The sequence below is a fragment of the Flavobacterium sp. LM5 genome, from assembly GCF_002017945.1.
Classification (GTDB): Bacteria; Bacteroidota; Bacteroidia; order Flavobacteriales; family Flavobacteriaceae; genus Flavobacterium; species Flavobacterium succinicans.
Genome location: NZ_MUFX01000001.1, coordinates 877,492 through 896,852, shown reverse-complemented (window position 1 = coordinate 896,852; position 19,361 = coordinate 877,492). Strand labels below are relative to the sequence as shown.

16 protein-coding genes and 1 tRNA gene are annotated in these 19,361 nt (G+C 36.4%); 6 read left to right on the top strand and 11 right to left on the bottom strand.

The window, feature by feature from the left end; genetic code table 11:
* Positions 1 to 8: 8 nt before the first annotated feature.
* Positions 9 to 1,769, top strand: a complete 1,761-nt coding sequence (gene sppA / locus BXU11_RS03755; protein WP_078211057.1) for a signal peptide peptidase SppA — start codon at positions 9 to 11, stop codon at positions 1,767 to 1,769.
* Positions 1,770 to 1,929: 160 nt separating this feature from the next.
* A complete protein-coding gene (locus BXU11_RS03750; protein WP_078211056.1) occupies positions 1,930 to 4,518 on the top strand; it encodes an AsmA-like C-terminal region-containing protein in 2,589 nt (862 codons plus the stop codon).
* A gap of 60 nt (positions 4,519 to 4,578) precedes the next feature.
* Here BXU11_RS03750 and BXU11_RS03745 read toward each other — a convergent pair whose 3' ends face one another.
* Entirely contained in the window at positions 4,579 to 5,373 is a 795-nt protein-coding gene (locus BXU11_RS03745) for a DUF2797 domain-containing protein (protein WP_078211055.1), read from the bottom strand.
* Between the two features lie 185 nt (positions 5,374 to 5,558).
* Here BXU11_RS03745 and BXU11_RS03740 point away from each other — a divergent pair, with 185 nt between their 5' ends.
* The gene (locus tag BXU11_RS03740) at positions 5,559 to 7,073 is read left to right on the top strand and encodes a GH3 auxin-responsive promoter family protein (RefSeq protein WP_078211054.1); all 1,515 of its coding nucleotides are present in this window, start codon (positions 5,559 to 5,561) and stop codon (positions 7,071 to 7,073) included.
* A gap of 79 nt (positions 7,074 to 7,152) precedes the next feature.
* On the opposite strand, the gene BXU11_RS03735 is transcribed toward BXU11_RS03740, so the two are convergent.
* Both BXU11_RS03735 and BXU11_RS03730 read right to left on the bottom strand, forming a co-directional pair.
* On the bottom strand, positions 7,153 to 7,590 hold the full coding sequence (locus BXU11_RS03735) for a VOC family protein (protein WP_078211053.1): 438 nt from the start codon (positions 7,588 to 7,590) through the stop codon (positions 7,153 to 7,155).
* A gap of 9 nt (positions 7,591 to 7,599) precedes the next feature.
* The gene (locus BXU11_RS03730; RefSeq protein WP_078211052.1) at positions 7,600 to 8,040 is read right to left on the bottom strand and encodes an ATPase; all 441 of its coding nucleotides are present in this window, start codon (positions 8,038 to 8,040) and stop codon (positions 7,600 to 7,602) included.
* Positions 8,041 to 8,162: 122 nt separating this feature from the next.
* Here BXU11_RS03730 and BXU11_RS03725 point away from each other — a divergent pair.
* A tRNA-Pro gene (locus BXU11_RS03725) sits at positions 8,163 to 8,236 on the top strand.
* A gap of 272 nt (positions 8,237 to 8,508) precedes the next feature.
* On the opposite strand, the gene serB is transcribed toward BXU11_RS03725, so the two are convergent.
* From serB to BXU11_RS03705, 4 genes are all read right to left on the bottom strand, one after another.
* Entirely contained in the window at positions 8,509 to 9,744 is a 1,236-nt protein-coding gene (gene serB / locus BXU11_RS03720; protein ID WP_024980446.1) for a phosphoserine phosphatase SerB, read from the bottom strand.
* Between the two features lie 219 nt (positions 9,745 to 9,963).
* Positions 9,964 to 11,196: an ATP-dependent Clp protease ATP-binding subunit ClpX gene (gene clpX / locus BXU11_RS03715; RefSeq protein ID WP_024980445.1), complete on the bottom strand. Its 1,233-nt coding sequence runs from the start codon at positions 11,194 to 11,196 to the stop codon at positions 9,964 to 9,966.
* Between the two features lie 127 nt (positions 11,197 to 11,323).
* Positions 11,324 to 11,998 carry an ATP-dependent Clp endopeptidase proteolytic subunit ClpP gene (clpP, locus tag BXU11_RS03710; RefSeq protein ID WP_078211051.1) on the bottom strand — a complete coding sequence of 225 codons (675 nt, stop codon included), beginning with the start codon at positions 11,996 to 11,998 and terminating at the stop codon, positions 11,324 to 11,326.
* A 212-nt stretch (positions 11,999 to 12,210) separates the two neighbouring features.
* Complete coding sequence (locus BXU11_RS03705) at positions 12,211 to 13,536, bottom strand: trigger factor (RefSeq protein ID WP_078211050.1); 1,326 nt, start codon at positions 13,534 to 13,536, stop codon at positions 12,211 to 12,213.
* Positions 13,537 to 13,697: 161 nt separating this feature from the next.
* Here BXU11_RS03705 and BXU11_RS03700 point away from each other — a divergent pair, with 161 nt between their 5' ends.
* Positions 13,698 to 14,456, top strand: coding sequence for an SDR family oxidoreductase (locus tag BXU11_RS03700; protein ID WP_223253663.1), 759 nt, complete (start codon positions 13,698 to 13,700; stop codon positions 14,454 to 14,456).
* Between the two features lie 301 nt (positions 14,457 to 14,757).
* Here the strand turns inward: BXU11_RS03700 and BXU11_RS03695 are convergent, their stop codons facing one another.
* The 3 genes from BXU11_RS03695 to BXU11_RS03685 all read right to left on the bottom strand — a co-directional run bounded on the left by BXU11_RS03695 (position 14,758) and on the right by BXU11_RS03685 (position 16,952).
* Positions 14,758 to 15,570, bottom strand: coding sequence for an MOSC domain-containing protein (locus tag BXU11_RS03695; RefSeq protein ID WP_078211049.1), 813 nt, complete (start codon positions 15,568 to 15,570; stop codon positions 14,758 to 14,760).
* A 251-nt stretch (positions 15,571 to 15,821) separates the two neighbouring features.
* Positions 15,822 to 16,163 (bottom strand): phage holin family protein, encoded by a 342-nt coding sequence (locus BXU11_RS03690; RefSeq protein ID WP_024980440.1) that lies wholly within the window; start codon positions 16,161 to 16,163, stop codon positions 15,822 to 15,824.
* A 27-nt stretch (positions 16,164 to 16,190) separates the two neighbouring features.
* Entirely contained in the window at positions 16,191 to 16,952 is a 762-nt protein-coding gene (locus BXU11_RS03685; protein WP_078211048.1) for an alpha/beta fold hydrolase, read from the bottom strand.
* Between the two features lie 177 nt (positions 16,953 to 17,129).
* Here BXU11_RS03685 and BXU11_RS03680 point away from each other — a divergent pair, with 177 nt between their 5' ends.
* Positions 17,130 to 18,455 carry a hypothetical protein gene (locus tag BXU11_RS03680; protein ID WP_078211047.1) on the top strand — a complete coding sequence of 442 codons (1,326 nt, stop codon included), beginning with the start codon at positions 17,130 to 17,132 and terminating at the stop codon, positions 18,453 to 18,455.
* 48 nt (positions 18,456 to 18,503) lie between these two features.
* Here the strand turns inward: BXU11_RS03680 and BXU11_RS03675 are convergent, their stop codons facing one another.
* A complete protein-coding gene (locus BXU11_RS03675) occupies positions 18,504 to 19,358 on the bottom strand; it encodes a DUF4249 domain-containing protein (protein WP_078211046.1) in 855 nt (284 codons plus the stop codon).
* Positions 19,359 to 19,361 lie beyond the last annotated feature (3 nt).

Below are 19,361 nucleotides of genomic sequence, written 5' to 3'. Positions count from 1 at the left end.
AATTAATTATGAGATTTTTAGGCAATGTATTGGCTACCGTAATTGGTATTTTTGTATTTATGATGCTTTCTTTCTTCGGAATTATCTTGCTAGGAGTGATTTTTGGCGGTGATTCAGAAACAGTAGAAGTTAAAAAAGACTCAGTTATTGAGTTGAATTTAGAGAGCCTATCCCTTGATTATTCTGGGAAATTTACAGATCCCTGGGTCGCTGCGTTTTCAGAACGCAAGAAAACAGGTTTGATCGATGTGATCAATGCGCTTGAAATTGCAGCAACCGATCCTGACATCAAAGGAATTTCTATTTTGAATACCACCTCTAATTTAGGAATGGCGCAAAGTAAAGAATTGCGTGATGCCTTAGATCGTTTTAAAAAATCAGGAAAATTCATTTACTCGTATTCCAATAGTTATTCGCAAAAAGAATATTATTTGAACTCTGTAGCCGATCAAATTTTCTTGAATCCGGTTGGTGAATTGGATTTTAAAGGATTGTCTACCGAAGTGATGTTTTTCAAAGATTTCCAAGACAAATCAGGATTAAAAATGGAAGTGATTCGTCACGGCAAATACAAAAGCGCCGTTGAACCATTTCTAGAAAATAAAATGAGCGATGCCAATAGAGAACAAACTACAGCATTACTCCAATCCGTTTGGGCCAACCTTGTGGAGGACATTTCAAAAAGCCGAAATATTCCTGTGGCTAAACTCAATGAAATTGCCAATGGATTATTGGCGCGCACTCCAGAAATGGCAAAAGCAGAAAAATTAATTGATAAAATAGCTTATGAAGATGTGTATCATGATGCCATTAGAAAAATTTTAAAAGTAGCCAAAGACGAAGATTACAATACCGTTTCCATTACAGATTACACTCAGAAAACCGCCACCACTTCAATCAACATGGAAACCAATGATGCCATTGCCATTATTTATGCACAAGGCGAAATTGGAAGTGGCGAAGGCGATGTGAATGAAATTGGTGAAGGAGCTATGCGTCGTTCCCTTCAAGAAGCGAGAAAAAATGAAGACGTAAAGGCAATAGTTTTGCGCGTGAACAGTCCGGGTGGAAGCGCCTTAACCTCTGATTTAATTTGGAGAGAAATTGAATTGACCAAAAAAACAAAACCTATTGTGGTTTCTATGGGGAATTATGCAGCATCTGGTGGATATTATATTGCTTGTAATGCCAACACGATTTTTGCCGAAAAAAATACCATTACAGGCTCCATTGGAGTTTTTGGGGTTTTACCAAACTTTTCAATAGCTGCCAACCGTTATGGCATTCATTCTGAACAAGTACGCACACACGAAAATGCATCAAACTACAGTCCATTTGTACCTATTGACGACAAATTTAAAGCCGTTACATTGGAAGGCGTAGAGCAAGTGTACTCCACTTTTATCGGGCACGTTGCACAAGGTCGAAAAATGACACCCGCCCAAGTAGATGCTATTGCCCAAGGCCGAGTATGGTCCGGTAGCGAAGCCATAAAACTTGGTTTGGTGGATAAAATTGGCGGCATGCGCGAAGCATTGGCAGAAGCCGCACGATTAGCCAAAATCAAATCGTACAGCACTATAAACTATCCTGAATTCAAGAAAGACTTTGAAGAATTGTTTGCAAATTTCCCTTTTGCAAAATCAAAAGCAACATTTGTAAAAGAAGAAATTGGCGAAGAAAATTACCGCCTTTTACAAGAAGTAAAACGCTTTCAAAATCGCAAGGGAGTACAAGCCCTTATGCCTTTTGAGATTACCATTCAGTAGTCCAAAAACATCCTCCCTTTTGGAGCTAAATTTACAACCAGACACAAAATGCCACGGATACATTCGTGGCATTTGAGTTCATAAGATAAACTTTCGATTTATCGCCAAGAAGTAAGCCCATATCTAAAAAACAAAAAACTTAACCTACCTCAAAAAAATCATGGTAAAAAAAATAGCAAAAATTTCTGGAATCGTATTGCTCGTATTGATAATCGTTGCATTTAGTATTCCGTATTTATTCAAAGATCAAATTAAAACAAAAATAAGCCAAACCATTAACGAAGGTGTCAATGCCAACGTGAAATTCAACGATGCCGATTTGAGTTTGTTTAAAAATTTTCCAAATGCCAACATTACTATTCAAAAATTGGCCATCATCAACAAAGCACCCTTCGCAGGAGACACTTTGGTGGCAATGGAAGAATTGGATTTAAAAATGTCAATAATGGAGCTTTTTAACGGAGAAAACGAGCCGATGCAAATCAGCGAAATTGCTACAAAAAACGCTTTAATCCATGTGATCATCAACAAAGAAGGCATAGGTAATTATGACATTGCTTTGAAAAACAAAGAAACGAAGGAAGATAGTAAAAGTAAACCATTGGCGCTTCAACTAAAAGGATACGAGGTGGAGAATTTAAAATTTAAATTCACTGATGAAGGGGCAAAAATAAAAATGGTTCTCGACAGTATTTATCATAGGGGAACAGGAGATTTCACCAATGATCTACTAGATTTAGATACGAAAACGACCACTAAGGTTTCTTTAACTATGGACAAAATGAACTACATCAATAACGTAGTTCTTTCCTTGGATGCCGTACTAGCTATTGACTTAAAAAACAGCAAATACACCTTCAAAGAAAACAAAGCCAAAATCAACGATTTACCGCTTGAATTTGATGGTTTTATTCAATTAGTAAACGCAGGACAACAATTTGATTTAAAATTCAAAACACCTACTTCTTCGTTCAAAAACTTTTTAGGACTTATTCCTGCTGCTTACAGAAGCAGTATTGACAACGTAAAAACCTCAGGAGAATTTACGGTAAGTGGTTTTGCAAAAGGATTAAAATCGGCAACAAGTATTCCTAAATTCAACATTGCTATTGCTTCCAACAATGCTTCTTTTCAATATCCAGACTTACCGAAATCTGTCAAAAACATTATTATTGATACTAAAATAATTAATGAGACTGGGCTTCTTGACGATACTTTCGTGAATTTGAACCAACTTTCATTTACGATCGATCAAGATGTATTTAGTACCAAAGCCCATATCAAAAATGTAGCAACAAATGCATTGATTGATGCCTCATTGAAAGGGACCATCAATCTAGGTAATCTTTCGAAAGCGTATCCGATACAACTAGAAAAACCGCTTGCAGGTATTTTAAAAGCCGATGTCACTACAAAATTCGATATGGCTTCGGTAGAAAAAAGTCAATACCAAAACATTCAGAATGCCGGTAATGCGAGCCTTACTAGATTCAAATATACCGACGAGAATGGCAAAAGCATGAACATCAACAGTGCCAAAATTCAATTCAATCCTAGTCGTGTGAATCTACAAGAATTCAAAGCTACAACTGGAAAAAGTGACCTTAGCGTTACTGGTGTTTTGGATAATTTTTATGGCTTTGCTTTTAGAAACCAAGAACTAAAAGGGAACTTTGCCTTGAGTTCTAATCAAATTGCAGTGGCTGATTTCATGACCACTAGCGCACCAACCAAAACAGAAAGTAAGGCAACTCCCGAAGCGCTAAAAATACCAGCTTTTTTAAATTGTAGCCTTACTGCAAAAGCGAATACTGTATTTTATGACAACCTAACATTGAAAGATTGTTCTGGAAAATTAATCATTAAAGACCAAGCTGTTACTTTACAAAATGTTACAACAAATATTTTTGGAGGGCAAATCGGCTTGAATGGAATGGTGTCAACAAAAGAGAAAACTCCAAAATTCAACATGGATTTAGGTCTTCATAAAGTTGATATTGCCCAAACATTTACACAACTCGATATGCTAAAGAAAATTGCCCCAATCGCAGGTGCAATAAGTGGCAAGCTCAATTCTACCATTAAATTATCTGGTAACCTTAATGCCAATGAAATGACTCCTGATTTAAAAACAATATCAGGTGATCTACTAGGGCAATTACTTTCGACTACAGTCAATTCTGGCAACTCTACAGTATTGAATGCTTTAGACAACAATATCAAATTTATTGACCTTAAAAAAGTAAATCTAAACGACTTAAAAGCGGCATTAACCTTTAAAGATGGTAAAGTAACCGTTAAACCATTTGATATTAAATACCAAGACATCAAAGCGACTATTGGCGGTACTCACGGCTTTGACCAAGCTATGAATTACAACATTAAATTAGATGTTCCTGCTAAATATTTAGGATCAGAAGCCACTGCTTTACTTACTAAACTTTCCGCTGCTGATGCTTCAAAACTAGAAAACATACCAATCAACGCCTTACTTAGCGGAAGTTTTGCTGCTCCAAAAATCAGTACAGACATGAAAAGTGCAGTGGTCAATTTGACCCAACAATTAGCAAATCAACAAAAAGAAAAACTAAAAAAACAAGGCTCCGCTGCTTTGACCGATTTGATCAACAAAAACACAAAATCGTCGGATACCTCCAAAACGGCAACACCCAAAGATCAAAAAACAGAAGCCATAAAAGCACAAGCCGGCAAACTAATCAATGGCCTTTTTGGCAAAAAGAAAGAATAACAACCACACTATTTCCTAAAAGAACAAGCCTCAAAATGATTTTTTGAGGCTTGTTCTTTTTTATACTGTTATTTGAACAACATAACCTTCGTTGCTTCGAACATTAAAAACAGTGCCGTCAGCAAACAACAAATATTGTCCTTTGATTCCTATAAGCTGTCCTTTATAGCTTGGGGTTTTATCCAAATTCAAACTGTTTACTTTGGCCGGATAGTTGACTACAGGATAATTCATTTGGGTGATTTCATTTTTTTCTGGAGAAAAATACTCTTGCACTTCGTCGGGAAGCCAAGCTTGTACTTTTGCCTTCTCTTGTACCAAATCAACCGCTTCAAAATTGTTCGTCAACATTTTACGCCAATTGGTTTTATCCGCAAAATGATTTTTCAATGCTACCTCGGTAATTCCTGCCAAGTATCGATTCGGAACCTCAACCACTACAATGGCTTTTTCGGCGCCTTGATCAATCCAACGAGTAGGCATTTGAGTTTTGCGCGTTACTCCTACTTTGACTTCGCTGGACAAGGCCAAATACACAATATGCGGTTGTAACTGCACTTTTTGTTCGTAAACCAAATCACGATCTTCAATACCTAAATGAGCAGTACTCAATTCGGGTTTCATGATCCAATCACCAACCGACGCGCTAGAATAAAAACAATCGTAACAAAACCCTTGACGAAATATTTTTTTCTTTTTCCCGCAATTCAAGCATTGATACCCTACAAATTGGATGCTTATTTCTTTATGTAACAACTGATTGAGATTTAGAAAACTGGATTCGAAAACCAAATAATATTGAATAGGATTTCCGAGTTCGGTGGGCATTTTAGAGAGTACTCCTTCGTATATCATTTTAGAGTGGTGGGATTATGTTATTGCTTACTTCCATTTAACCTAACTTTGGCAATAGAATATTCCAACAAATTGAACATTTTTTTACAAAAAACACTATTTTTGGGATTACTGCAAAGTTAGCATTTGTGCTGATACTTTCAAATCTAAAAACTGCAGTCTAATTCCTAAAACAAAGCACCTTCATGCCGCTATCTATAATTAACTCTATTGCTTCTTGGTTCTTAAAACAACGTATTCATCAAATTGAATTATTCATAAAATATCCCAATGAGGTTCAGGAAGAAGTACTAATGAATTTACTTCGTTCCTCAGAAAACACCCTTATAGGAAAAAAATATGAGTACAGTTCCATAAAATCCTATGCTGAATTTGCAGATCGTATTCCTGTTTCAAGTTATGAAGATTTAGAGCCTTTGATCGAAAAAACACGCCAAGGAGAGCAAAATATTCTTTGGGAAACTCCCATAAAATGGTTTGCCAAATCGAGTGGTACCACCAATGCCAAAAGTAAATTTATCCCTGTGAGTCCAGAATCGTTAGAAGATTGTCATTACAAAGGCGGTAAAGATCTATTGTGCTTGTACCTCAACAACAATGAAGACTCGGAGATGTTTTTAGGAAAAAGTCTTCGTTTGGGTGGTAGCTCTCAAATTTATGAAAACAACAATACCTTCTTTGGAGACTTATCGGCTATTTTGATCGAGAACATGCCCATTTGGGCTGAGTTTAGCAGCACCCCCAGCAACAAAATATCATTAATGAGCGAGTGGGAAACCAAGATGAGCGCCATTGTCAAAGAAACCATACAAGAGAACGTTACAAGCTTTGCCGGTGTGCCATCGTGGATGTTGGTCTTGATGAATAAAGTGCTAGAAGAAACTGGCAAATCTAATTTGGTCGAATTATGGCCCAATCTGGAAGTCTACTTTCATGGTGGCGTGAGTTTTGATCCATACCGTGAACAATACCATAAAATTTTACCAAAAAACGACTTTAAATATTATGAAATTTACAATGCCTCCGAAGGTTTTTTTGCCATACAAGACTTAAATTATTCGAGCGATTTGTTGTTGATGTTGGATTACGGAATTTTTTACGAATTCATCCCAATGGATACTTATGGTACGCCTAACCAAAAAGTAGTCCGTTTAGCCGAGGTGGAATTATTTAAAAACTATGCTATGGTTATCACCACCAATGGCGGGTTATGGCGTTATTTGATAGGCGATACCGTTCGATTTACCTCGCTAAGCCCTTATAGAATACGAGTTACCGGAAGAACCAAACATCATATTAATGTTTTTGGCGAAGAGTTAATGGTGGAAAACACCGATCAAGCACTAGCCAAAGCGTGCGCAGCGACCCAAGCAGAAATTGTAGACTATACTGTGGCCCCCATTTTTATGGAAGGCAAACAAAAAGGTGCTCACGAATGGATGATTGAGTTCAAAACACCTCCCAAAGATTTGAATCATTTTCATCAAATGTTAGACACCACCTTGCAATCGCTAAATTCAGATTATGAGGCCAAACGCTACAACAACATGACCTTAAACCCTTTGATCATTAATGTTGCGCGAGAAAATCTATTTTATGACTGGCTAAAACAAAGAGATAAGGTAGGCGGGCAAAACAAAATTCCGCGTCTTTCTAACCAAAGAGACTACCTGGAACAATTGAAAGAATTGCAAAATTAATAAACATCTAAAAGAGCCTAATTTTTTTTAAAAAATTAGGCTCTTAATTTAAATAGAGAAATCATTTTAATCTGTGCATCTATTCCGCCTTGATTTCATCATAATTTACCATCCAATTTATCCCAAATTTATCAGTACACATTCCGAAATAAGCGCCCCAAAAAGTATCGCTCATGGGCATGGTCAAAACACCGTTAGGAGCTAAACCATTGAAAAATTTGTCAGCTTCTTCTCGACTCGATGCATTGATTGATAATGAAATGTTTTGTCCAAAAGCAACTGCACCCGAAACGCTATTACTATCACTACCCATTAAAACATAATGAGCACCAATAGGGAAAGAAATGTGCATAATCTTGTTACTGTCTTCCTCAGATAGCGATGGAGACCCATCGCTTTGAGGCATATCTCCAAACCTGCTCACAGATTGAAACTCACCACCAAACACAGATTGATACAACAAAAAGGCTTCTTCACAATTACCATTAAAAATTAAATAAGGATTGATTGCTGTCATAATTTTACACTATTTAGTTTCTGAAAGTTGTTTTACAATGGCTAAACCTTTAGGAAAAGTATCTTCGAAATACTGCTGATATTGTGCTAAACAATCCATCGTCGCATCGAGTAAAACCCCATTTGGTGTTGTTGTTAATCGATAGGTTTCCATTGCTCCACTCCATAATTGAGTCGCTTCATCTATAGGCATTTCCTGAAAATTTTTCAATTCTCCCAAATGCTTAAAAGCCATATACTCATATTCTTGTTTTGTTTGGATAAGGCTATACATTCCCTCGCCATTGGGTGATAAAAAATGGATTTTACTTCCCTCTTCCCAATCACTAAGAGCGTATGTTCCTTCACAAAAAGCAGACGTCCATTCTCTGTAAGTAGCATCATCCCACAAAACGGACCAAATTTTTTCTTTTGTGGCCTGAATCAAAATTGAAAATTGTAATGTTTTCATTATATCATAATTTACTTTAACCAATTGAATTCAATAAAGTTACATTTTTAAATTAACACCCTTAAAAAAAAACATCAATTTACTTTGTCCTTTTTACTTTTAATAGTAATTTCGGCCCCTCTCGGGATGTAGCGCAGCCAGGTAGCGTACTAGCATGGGGTGCTAGGGGTCGCTGGTTCGAATCCAGTCATCCCGACTTCTTTTAAAACTAAAAATCCCATTTACACTTGGTAAATGGGATTTTGTTTTTCTATAAATAGATTAGAATTTACTGTAACCTTTTTTTATCGTTTTGTCAAATCGAGCGCAGTGGAGATTGATTGTTCTCGACCGCGCTACCATTGACGTTTTTGTTTAAGAAGGGTTTCGACTGCGCTCAACCTGACAATGCAAATGTCATTTTATATTGCTTTTTTTAGAATAAAAATTAAACCTCGAACTGACAAAAATAAGGTTGTTTTACAGACACTATTCCTGCATCATATCAATGTGTCGGTCGTGATAACCTAATAAATACAAGACACCATCCAATCCTAAACTCGAAATGGAAGTCGAAGCACTTTCTTTTACTTTTGGTTTAGCGTGAAAAGCTATTCCAAGTCCCGCTAAATTCAACATAGGCAAATCATTAGCACCGTCTCCTACGGCTATGGTTTGGTTGATATGAATGCCTTCTTTTTCAGCAATTGCCTTTAAGTATTCGGCTTTCTTTTGACCGTCTACGATTTCTCCTAAATAATTGCCCGTTAACTTTCCGTCTTTAATTTCTAATTGATTGGCATACACATAATCGATACCCAATTCTTTTTGCAAATATTCTCCAAAATAAGTAAACCCTCCCGATAGAATGGCTGTTTTGTATCCATAATACTTCAAGGCTTTCATCAAGCGATGAGCGCCTTTGGTAATTGGAAGATTGATGGCTACATTTTGCAAAACTTCTTCGCTCAAGCCTTCTAAAAGCGCCATACGTTTTTTGAAACTTTCACTAAAGTCAATTTCGCCATTCATTGCCGACTCGGTAATGGCTCTAACCTCTTCCCCTACTCCAGCCAACTCCGCCAATTCATCGATTACTTCGGTTTGAATTAATGTCGAATCCATATCAAAACAAACCAAACGACGATTACGACGGTACATATTATCTTCTTGAAAAGAAATATCCACATTCAAATCGCGAGACACGTCCATAAAACTTGACGTCATTGCGGTTTTGTCCAATAAACTTCCTGTTACGGATAATTGAATACAAGAACGAGGATATTCTTCTTTTTCGACCACGGAGGCTCTTCCTGTTAATCGTATGATTGAATCGATGTTTAGTTTATTATTGGATAAAATTTGAGTCACTGCAGATAATTGAACCGCAGTTAATTCTTCCCCTAAAACATTGATAATATAGCGTTGTTTACGTTGCGCTTTTACCCAATTTTCATAGTCTTCAATGGTAACAGGAGTAAACTTTACTTTGATGCCCAATTCGTAAGCTTTGAATAACAAATCCTTCAACACTGGACCAGAATTGGATCCCTTTTCAATTTCGAATAGAATACCTAAAGACAATGTATCATGTATATCGGCTTGACCAATATCTAAAATAGTAGCCCCATAAGTAGCCAAAATAGAAGTTAAGCCAGCGGTTACTCCTAATTTATCCTGACCTGAAACCTTTAACAAAATTATTTCTTTATCTTCTACTGTCATTTTTTGCAAAATTTAATGAGTGCCAAAAATCGGGATTCTTACGCTGAAAAGAAAGGACTTTCGTGTTTTTATCAAAAGTGGAAAGAATGTTTTAAACCATCTGCGTTTATGAATAAATCCGAAACAAACGACCTCTTTTAAGATCAAATCATTAACGAATAAAGCTCAAAAACATTCGTTTTTGAGCTTTATTTTACTTTTCATTGCGCTTGAAATTCCTTAAGAAGCAATCTCCAATCGTTTCAATAAGTTTTTATTCAAGGTTTCTTGAGCATAGTCTTTATCAATGGCTAAGACCTTATCATCTGAACTTGGTAATTCATACATCGCATCAGTTAACACGGCTTCGCATAAGGAACGTAATCCACGAGCTCCTAACTTATATTCTAAAGCTTTATCCACAATAAAATCTAGTGCTTCATCAGTGATACTAAAAGCTACCTCGTCCATCAAGAATAACTTTTCATATTGTTTGATTAAGGCATTTTTGGGTTGCGTCAAAATCGCTCTCAATGTAGCTCTATCTAAAGGATCCATGTGTGTCAGCACGGGCAAACGTCCAATGATTTCAGGAATTAACCCAAAATCTTTGATGTCCTTTGGAATAATGTATTGTAACAAATTGTCTTTATCGATATTATCCTCGTTTTTAGAGGTAGAATACCCTACTGCCTGACGGTTTAAACGTTTTGAAATAATTCTTTCGATTCCGTCAAAAGCACCACCAGCAATGAACAAGATATTTTGAGTATTCACTTCAACAAACTTTTGGTCAGGGTGTTTACGTCCACCTTTTGGCGGCACATTCACCACAGTTCCTTCTAACAATTTCAATAACGCTTGTTGCACTCCCTCACCAGAAACATCACGAGTGATGGAAGGGTTATCGCTTTTACGAGCAATTTTGTCTATCTCGTCAATAAATACAATTCCACGTTCTGCTTTAGCAACATCATAATCTGCCGCTTGCAACAAACGCGTCAATATACTCTCCACATCTTCCCCAACATAACCTGCTTCTGTCAACACCGTAGCATCAACAATCGCAAGAGGCACATCTAGCATTTTGGCAATACTTTTGGCGACCAAAGTCTTTCCTGTACCTGTTTGCCCCACCATGATAATGTTACTTTTTTCAATTTCTACTTCATCGTCTAATTGCTGTTGCATCAAACGTTTGTAGTGATTGTATACGGCAACGGACATCACCTTTTTGGTTTGTTCTTGACCAATAACATATTGATCCAAAAACGCTCTAATTTCTTTTGGTTTTTTCAAAATCAAATCGCCCAACAATTTCGAGCTGCCATTTGATTTGATTTCTTCGAGAACAATGCCATGCGCTTGCTCGATACATTTGTCGCAAATATGCGCATCAATACCAGCAATCAATAGACTTGTCTCCGATTTTTTCCTTCCGCAGAAAGAACATTGTAACTGTTGTTTTGCCATCTTTTTTTTAGTGGTCAGTGGTCAGTGCTTAGTCATCAGTATCGGTTTTACAAGAAATTGTTAGTATTAAAAACACATAACTTATTCTTAAAACTGAATACTAAAAACCTGAACACTGAAGACTAATTTAACTTCTTCTTAAAACTTCATCAATCATTCCGTATTCTTTGGCTTCATCAGAGATCATCCAATAATCGCGCTCGCTATCTGCATATACTTTGTCAAAAGGTTGCCCTGAATGGTGTGAAATGATTTTATACAATTCATCTTTCAATTTCAACATTTCGCGTAAGTTGATTTCCATATCCGAAGCGACACCTTGTGCTCCTCCTGAAGGTTGGTGAATCATTACTCGAGAATGTGGCAGAGCCGAACGTTTTCCTGCAGCACCTGCACATAACAAAACCGCTCCCATAGAAGCAGCCATACCTGTACAAATAGTAGCTACATCAGGTTTGATATACTGCATCGTATCATAAATTCCTAAACCTGCATAAACACTTCCCCCTGGAGAATTCAAGTAAATTTGAATGTCTTTGGAAGCATCAGCACTTTCTAAAAACAACAATTGTGCTTGCACGATATTAGCAATTTGATCGTCGATTCCTGTTCCTAGAAAAATAATTCTGTCCATCATCAATCTAGAAAAAACGTCTAACTGCGAAATATTCAACTGACGCTCCTCAATAATATAAGGCGTCATGTTCGTAGGATTCATTGCCGCTACGATTTTATCATAATATAAAGCATTAACTCCTTGGTGCTTTGTAGCAAATTTTTTAAATTCTTTACCGTAGTTCATTTTTTTAAAGTTTAAAAGTTTAAAGTTTAAAAGTTTAAGGCATACTTATGAATCCTTACTATTTAAACAAAAGAGCGTCAAAAAAATATTCTTTTGACGCTCAAATATAACTATTTTTTATCGTTTAGGTTTTCAAATGAAATCATAAAGTTCTTATTTTCTTTTCAGCAATAAAAACTACTAACTTCTACTTTCAAACCTCAAACTTTACTTTATTCTCCGTAAGAAGCAGCGATAAACTCTTCGTAAGTAACTTCTTTAGTTGTTGGATTCGCTTTTTCTTTGAACAATTCCAATAATTTAGCCGCTACCACTTGGTCAGAAAGTCTTTTCACCTCTTCTTGATTAGACAATACTCTTGCTACAATTCCTTGTACTTCTTCGTCTGAAGCATTTGCTTGTCCAAATTGTGCCATTTGTTGTTTGATAGCGTTGGTAGTGAACGTTTTCAAATCTTCAAAAGTAATTTGAATATTGCTTTGCGCCATAGCACGACCTTCGATCAATTGAAAACGCAATCCTTTTTCTGAACGTGCATATTCAACTTCAGCTTCTTCAGGAGTCAATTTCTTTTCTCCAACAGTTTGCAACCATTTTTTCAAGAATTCAGCTGGCAAATCGAATTTAGTGTTGTCAATCAAAAAGTTTTGAACATCAGCTAATAATTTTTGATCCGATTGTTGAGCGAATTGTGCTTCAGCATCTTCTTTGATTTTTGCTTTCAAATCTTCTAAAGAAGCTACATTTCCTTCTCCGAATAATTTATCAAACAATTCTTGGTTCAATTCAGCAGGCTCAGAAGCATTGATTGCTTCGATTGTAAAGTCAACATCAACCGCTAAATCGTGTACATTATCATGACCTACTTTTAAGTAGTCCATCAATTGGTGATCGTCTTCAAATAAACCTTTAGTGTTTACTGTCACAACGTCTCCCACTTTTTTACCAATAAATAAGTCTTGAGTCGCTTTATCTTTGAAAGTATCCAAAGAAATAGATGTAGCATTGTTGATTCCGTTTGCTTCGCTAGCAAAAACTCCAGTTAAATCATTACCTGCAGCTACTACTTCTTGAGGAATTGCTTTTCCGAATTGTTTTTGAATACGAGCTACTTGACCGTCAATTAATTTATCATCAGCAGTAACGATGTATTTTACGATGTCGTTTTTAGCTTCTAAATCCAATTCGAAATTAGGCACTAAACCAATTTCGAACTCAAAAGTCAATTCTTCAGCAGACCAATCTCTGTTTTCATCTTCTTTTGCAAGAGGAGTACCTAATAAGTTTAATCTTTCAGACTGAATGTAACGCTCCAAAGCTAAGTCAATTACCTTCTTAACTTCTTCAATTTTTATTTGTTTTCCGTATTGTTTTTCAACCAAATCTTTAGGCACAGCCCCTTTTCTAAATCCTTTAACTTGTGCCAAAGGCATTTTCTCGTTGATTCTTTTGGCTACTTGACCTTTGTAATCCATGTGTACCACAGTCATCACAATCGTTTCAGTCACAGCATCTATAGCTACTCTTTTGATATCCATCTTCTTCTTTGATTTACATAATAAAATTGGGTGGCAAAATTATAAAATTTTCAGCACCCATACAAGCTTTTTATTCTCAACCTTTTGGATTGAAAAACAAGAACTTAATTTGTTTAAAATTATGTTATAATCTATCAAAAACAAGAACCAAAAGTTGATTTATGCTTAATTTTACTATCAAAACACAAAAAATCATGAACAAACAACTCATCGTTATTACAGGAGCTAGCTCGGGTTTTGGACTTGAAATGGCTAAGGAATTTTCAAAAAGCGGTTATCCGCTATTGCTTTTGGCCAGAAGAGTAGAAAAAATGGAAGCCCTTAACCTTCCTAATACAATTTGCAGAAAAGTTGATGTTACTGATAAAAATGGCTTTGAAAACGCAATTAGAGAAGCAGAAGCAGTGTACGGAAAAACCGATTTACTAATCAACAATGCTGGAATCATGCTTTTAGGCGATATTGCCACTCAAGATCCTGCAGAATGGAAAGCAATGCTAGACCTCAATATTATTGGAGTAATGAATGGAATGCAAATTGTAATGAACGATATGAAAGCCAGACAATGTGGCACCATTATCAACGTTTCTTCGATAGCTGGAATGCAACCTTTTGGAAATCACGCCGCGTATTGCGCTTCAAAATATGGCGTGCGAGGCCTTACCCAAACGGCTAGAATGGAAATGAGCGCACACAACGTTCGTGTTATTGTAGTGGAGCCCGGAGCAGTAACCACTGAACTTTTAGGACACACCACCGACAAAAAAATCATTGAAGGGTACAACCAATGGAAAGAAACCGTTGGCGCCGTGAATATTACCGCCAAAGACGTAGCCACTACTATCAAATTTGCTTACGAATTGCCACAAGGCGTGCTACTAAGAGAAATTGTGATTACAGACACCAAACAAGATGCCTAATTAAAATGCGTTTAATACTACAATAAAACAGCATTTTTCACCTCTCAATAGTTGGGCATTACCACAAGAGTCGGGCTTTACGTTACAATCTTTTTGAGTCAGAAAAAGCCTCAAAAAGGATTTTCACTGCAAACGAAGTTCACTGAACTCCTATGAAAATAGTATAAGTGAAGTAATCCCTAATGCGAAAAGTAGCACAAAACAAAAGTAAGCCATAAAACATCACTTAATCATTCGCTAGTGTTCAATGTTTTTATATAAAGCTAGGAACACTAGCTTATTTTTGGGTTTGCCCCAATTCCTATTTACTAACTACAACAGTCACCTCATCTCCCAAAAAAAGGACTCCAGCTCCCGTACCAATAGCATTTTGACCAAAAATAACCGAATTACCTTGAAGGCGATATTTAGCAAGCGTCTTTAGTGGCTCTTTTCCAGAAACCACTCCTTTTGTTGGATCCACGGTAGTCATGACACAGCGCCCGCAGGGTTTTACACCATAGAAAGTAACAGCACCTATCTTAAATTCAGACCATGTTTCTTCCTCATAAGGTTCACCTCCTGTAAACACAAAATTGGGGCGAAAGCGATTCATTGAGATCGGTTTTTTTAATCTATTGTTTAAATCATCAAGCGACGATTGTCCGATGATCAAAAATGGATACGCATCCGAAAACGAGGTGATGTCGTTCGGGCTGATGGCATACTTTGATTCTACTTTTCGATGGCTTTGGTCGGGCATGTACACCAAGCGAGCCGAAAAGCCCAACAACTGGCTAAACCAAGTCGACACTGCCGGATCTACCTCAAAAGCTTGTACACTATCTTCCCAAACGGTGACCGTAAAAAGGCTTTGATGATCTGCATAACGCAAAGGTATCTCAACAGAAGTTGCCGTTTTTTGAAAACTGACAACCATGACATTTCCATCAAAACTAGGCTGAAAAAGCGCCAACATGGGATGCTCACGTTGGGACAAAAACATGCCGCTCTCATCCACCAACAACCACCTGCGATCGTGTGCTAATCCGCGGTCGGTGACTTGTGCTTGTGTTAATGAAATACCTCCTAATGATTTGATGGGATAAATCCAGAGTTCTGAAAGTTGCAACATGGTTTTGAAGGATTGACGGTTAGTTAAGGCGTTCTTAGGACGAAAGAAATATACTACTACTCCCTTTTTTGTGAGTTAAAAAGCCCATTGTAACTCCCTAGCCCCGGTAGTAGCGACATCCTTTAGGGTCGGGGTTCGACCCTAAAGATAGAGCGGATAACGGGACTTTTCTCCTAAAAATGCCAATTGTTTTTGCTCCAAAAAAAGCAAGAACTCCACCCCATTTCTATTATGATGATGAATAATGCTTCTTATTCTTTGATGATCAGTTTGTAAACCACAGATTGTGAAAAGGAAAGCACCAAACTAAAAATTAGCGCAGATAAAAAGGAATCGACTACAAATCCGCCAACAATTTTGGTGCATAAAATAATCACCAAACCATTGATTACTAATAGAAATAATCCAAAAGTAATAAGGGTAAATGGCAAAGTTAATACCACCATAATGGGCTTGATAAAGATATTGATGATACCCAAAACGAAAGCCACGATTAATGAAGTGGTGAAATTTTCAACATGAACACCTGAAATGAGGTGAGAAAGTAACAATACCAGACCTGCGGTAATAAAAAGACGCAATAACATGTTCATAGTGTATGGTTTTTTGGTGATTAGTTTTTATTGAAGGAAATCGATGCAAAATTGATAAAATAAGGTGGGATTTTCGGCATGCAACCAATGGCCTGCATTGGGAATGGTTTGCAATTGCATGTTGGGAAAATGATGCTGAATTTTTTCTAGATCTTCATCTAAAATATAGCTAGAATTACCTCCGCGAATGAAAAGTGTTGGTGCTGTAAAGACGTTTTGCTCTGGCAATGCTTTTCCGATTTCGGTTATTTTTTGGTTAAAAACGGCCAAGTTAAATCGGAACGCCAATTGCCCTGGCTCTTGCCAATACAAACTTTTGAGCAGAAATTGTCGGGTACCAAAATCTGGGATATGCGCAGTTAGAATGGCGTCGACTTCATTTCTACTGGGTTGGGTAGAAAAATCAACCGCATTTAAACCTGCCAAAATTTCTTGATGATGTGGTGCATAATATTTGGGCCCAATATCAGCTACAATTAATTTTTGTATCAAATCAGGATAGTTCGTAGCCAACAACATGGCTACTTTTCCGCCCATGGAATGTCCGATGATATTGATTTTTTGCAAATGATTGGCTTGGCAGTATTCATACACGTCTTGCGCCATTAACTCGTAACTAAAATCATCTGAATGAAAACTGCGTCCGTGATTGCGCAAATCCAAAAGATGCACCTGATATCCGTTGGCTGCAAATTGAGTAGCTAAGGTTTTCCAATTATCAGACATGCCCAGAAAACCATGAAGAATCACTAAAGGTTGACCTATACCTTCTATTTTTGAGTGTAACATTGTTTAAATTTAAATCGACACAAATATAAACAATCTCCCTCATTAAAATTATGTGCAAAATTGAGTCAATATCACTAAAAGTAGGTATTGTAAGAAATATAATAAACCCTACTTTTGTGCAAGATTTTTATAACAAAAATTACTCAAATCATTTATTAACCATTACAAATTATTACTATGATCAAAAAGATCTTTTTATTATCTGTTGTTGTTGCCCAACTTACAGTTTCGTGTACAAACGATGAACCAAAAACTCCAGAGTCTGAAAAAAGCCTTACAGAACAAATTGCAGAAATCGTTAAGCAACCTTATTCTAAATTAACACCAGAGCAACAAAAGGTTAAACTAGAAGCAGAAGCCAATGAAATGTTAGTTCAAATGGACAAATCAAAAAGCTCGGGTGCGATTGAAGCCTTACAAAACTTAGCTAGATTACTAGATGTTAGCTCGGTTGATGTTTTTAGCGGAAAAAATGACAATTCAGTAGAAGACATCATCAATACTGCAGGAGTTTACGGAATTTATACTTGGAATGCTTCAAAAAACACTTGGACAAAAACTTCTTCTACAAGTGAATTAAAATTTATTTTTCCTGCTAAAGCATCTTTAACTACCAACAATGCAACTTTTTCTACTAAAGGAACAGCTTCTGATGTGAAAGTAAAAATTCAAGACAGCTACAATTGGCAGACTGGTGTAGAGGTTAATGATTACATCTTTTTACCGACAGCCGCAGATGCTGTTTTAACCATTGACAATGTATCAGCAGCTACATTCACACAAACCGCCAAATATGCTAACGGAAAAGAAGTTCCGAATGAATTTGCATACAAAATGGCTCTTAACGATGGTTACGCTTGGGAAATGAGTGGAACAAAAGCAACAGAAAACACTTCAAAAGCTGCCTTTACTTTCAATGGGAAAAATTTAGTTTCTTTTAATGCTGGAAGTACTGCAAGTATTGACAAATTGATCGAGGATGACAATTTAACTCAATACAGAGGAAAAGCTAATGGATTGGTTCAAATCATGGATAATTTTGTGATTGTTGCTAACATGGATTTAGCGACTGAAGCGACTGATGAATTGGCCTTAGAAAAAAGCTTACCAACTGTTGATTTTCAAACAAAAACTTATTTTACAGATATAAATGCTTATCAAATAAAATTCGCTGAAGGTAATGCTACAAACTTTAACAAGAACTTCAAACTAACTTTAGTTTCTAAAAAAGATGGCACAAAAATAGCTGAATTAGTAAAACGTGCCGTTAAAGGATCTACTTATAAAATGATGGCTGATCTTTGGGTAGTTGACAAATCATATACCAATGGTGGATATTGGGACTACAATCCAAACGGTGGTACTATCATTCAATATTATGATGAAGAATTATACTTGAAATTCAATGACAATACCGAAGTAGCCATGAGCACTTATTTCTCAGAAGGATTTGAAAAATTAGAGACGAAATTTGAAGATTTCATCAAAGCTTTTGACAAATAAAAAGAAGTATTAAAACTGTAAAGCCGATTTGAATTGCTCAAATCGGCTTTATTTTTTTGGTGGCGTTTTCACTTCCAAAGTGCTTTGACCATAACCTGCCCAAATTCCAATACCTCCTCTAATATTTGATTTTAAACTCGTATTAGAAGGATAAATTGGGTTTCTACTGTTTACAATTTCATTTTGCCAACTGTTCCAAAAATCAAGCGCTTCTTTGTTTTGAGTTCTTAACTTCACAAAAATAAGATCTCCGTCTGCAAAATAAGGAGTGAATTTAGTTTTAGGAAAAAGCAAAACACCTCTATTAATTTGTAGAGCGATAGCCGAAGTTTGAAAATTTTTATCATCTAAATTTCCATAAAATGAAGGTACAAAAATGGGTTCTTCCTTATCAATCCTTGTGGCAATTTGATAATAGTTTTTATCATTTAAAGGATCTTCAAATTTTACAAAAACATAGCCTGTAGTATCAGTAATTTTATTCTTAATATACTCAGCCGAATTGAGCTTAACACTTTTGGGTATCGTTGTAACCGCCTCAACGATCCGGTTTAAATATTCAATTTTTAATGAGTACTCTTTACCAGCTTCTCCTTTTAAAGTTGTACCATAATACACAAATGGAGGCACTCTATCCTTATCATTCTTCACCCTCAAAACTTCTGAATTAACCCCGTCTGAAATCGTAATTTTAGCCGACCTTATAACATGATTCAAAACATTTGTAGAATCAATAACTTCAGAAACAGGAATGCTACTAGATAACAATACCTGAGCAAAATCTCCTTCCTCAATCCATCCTTCTACTACAATTTTTGATTCAGCTTTCACTGTCGCATTAAAATCATCTTTAGAACAATGAACTAATAGTAGAGCCAGAAGAAATAACAAACATTTTTTCATTGA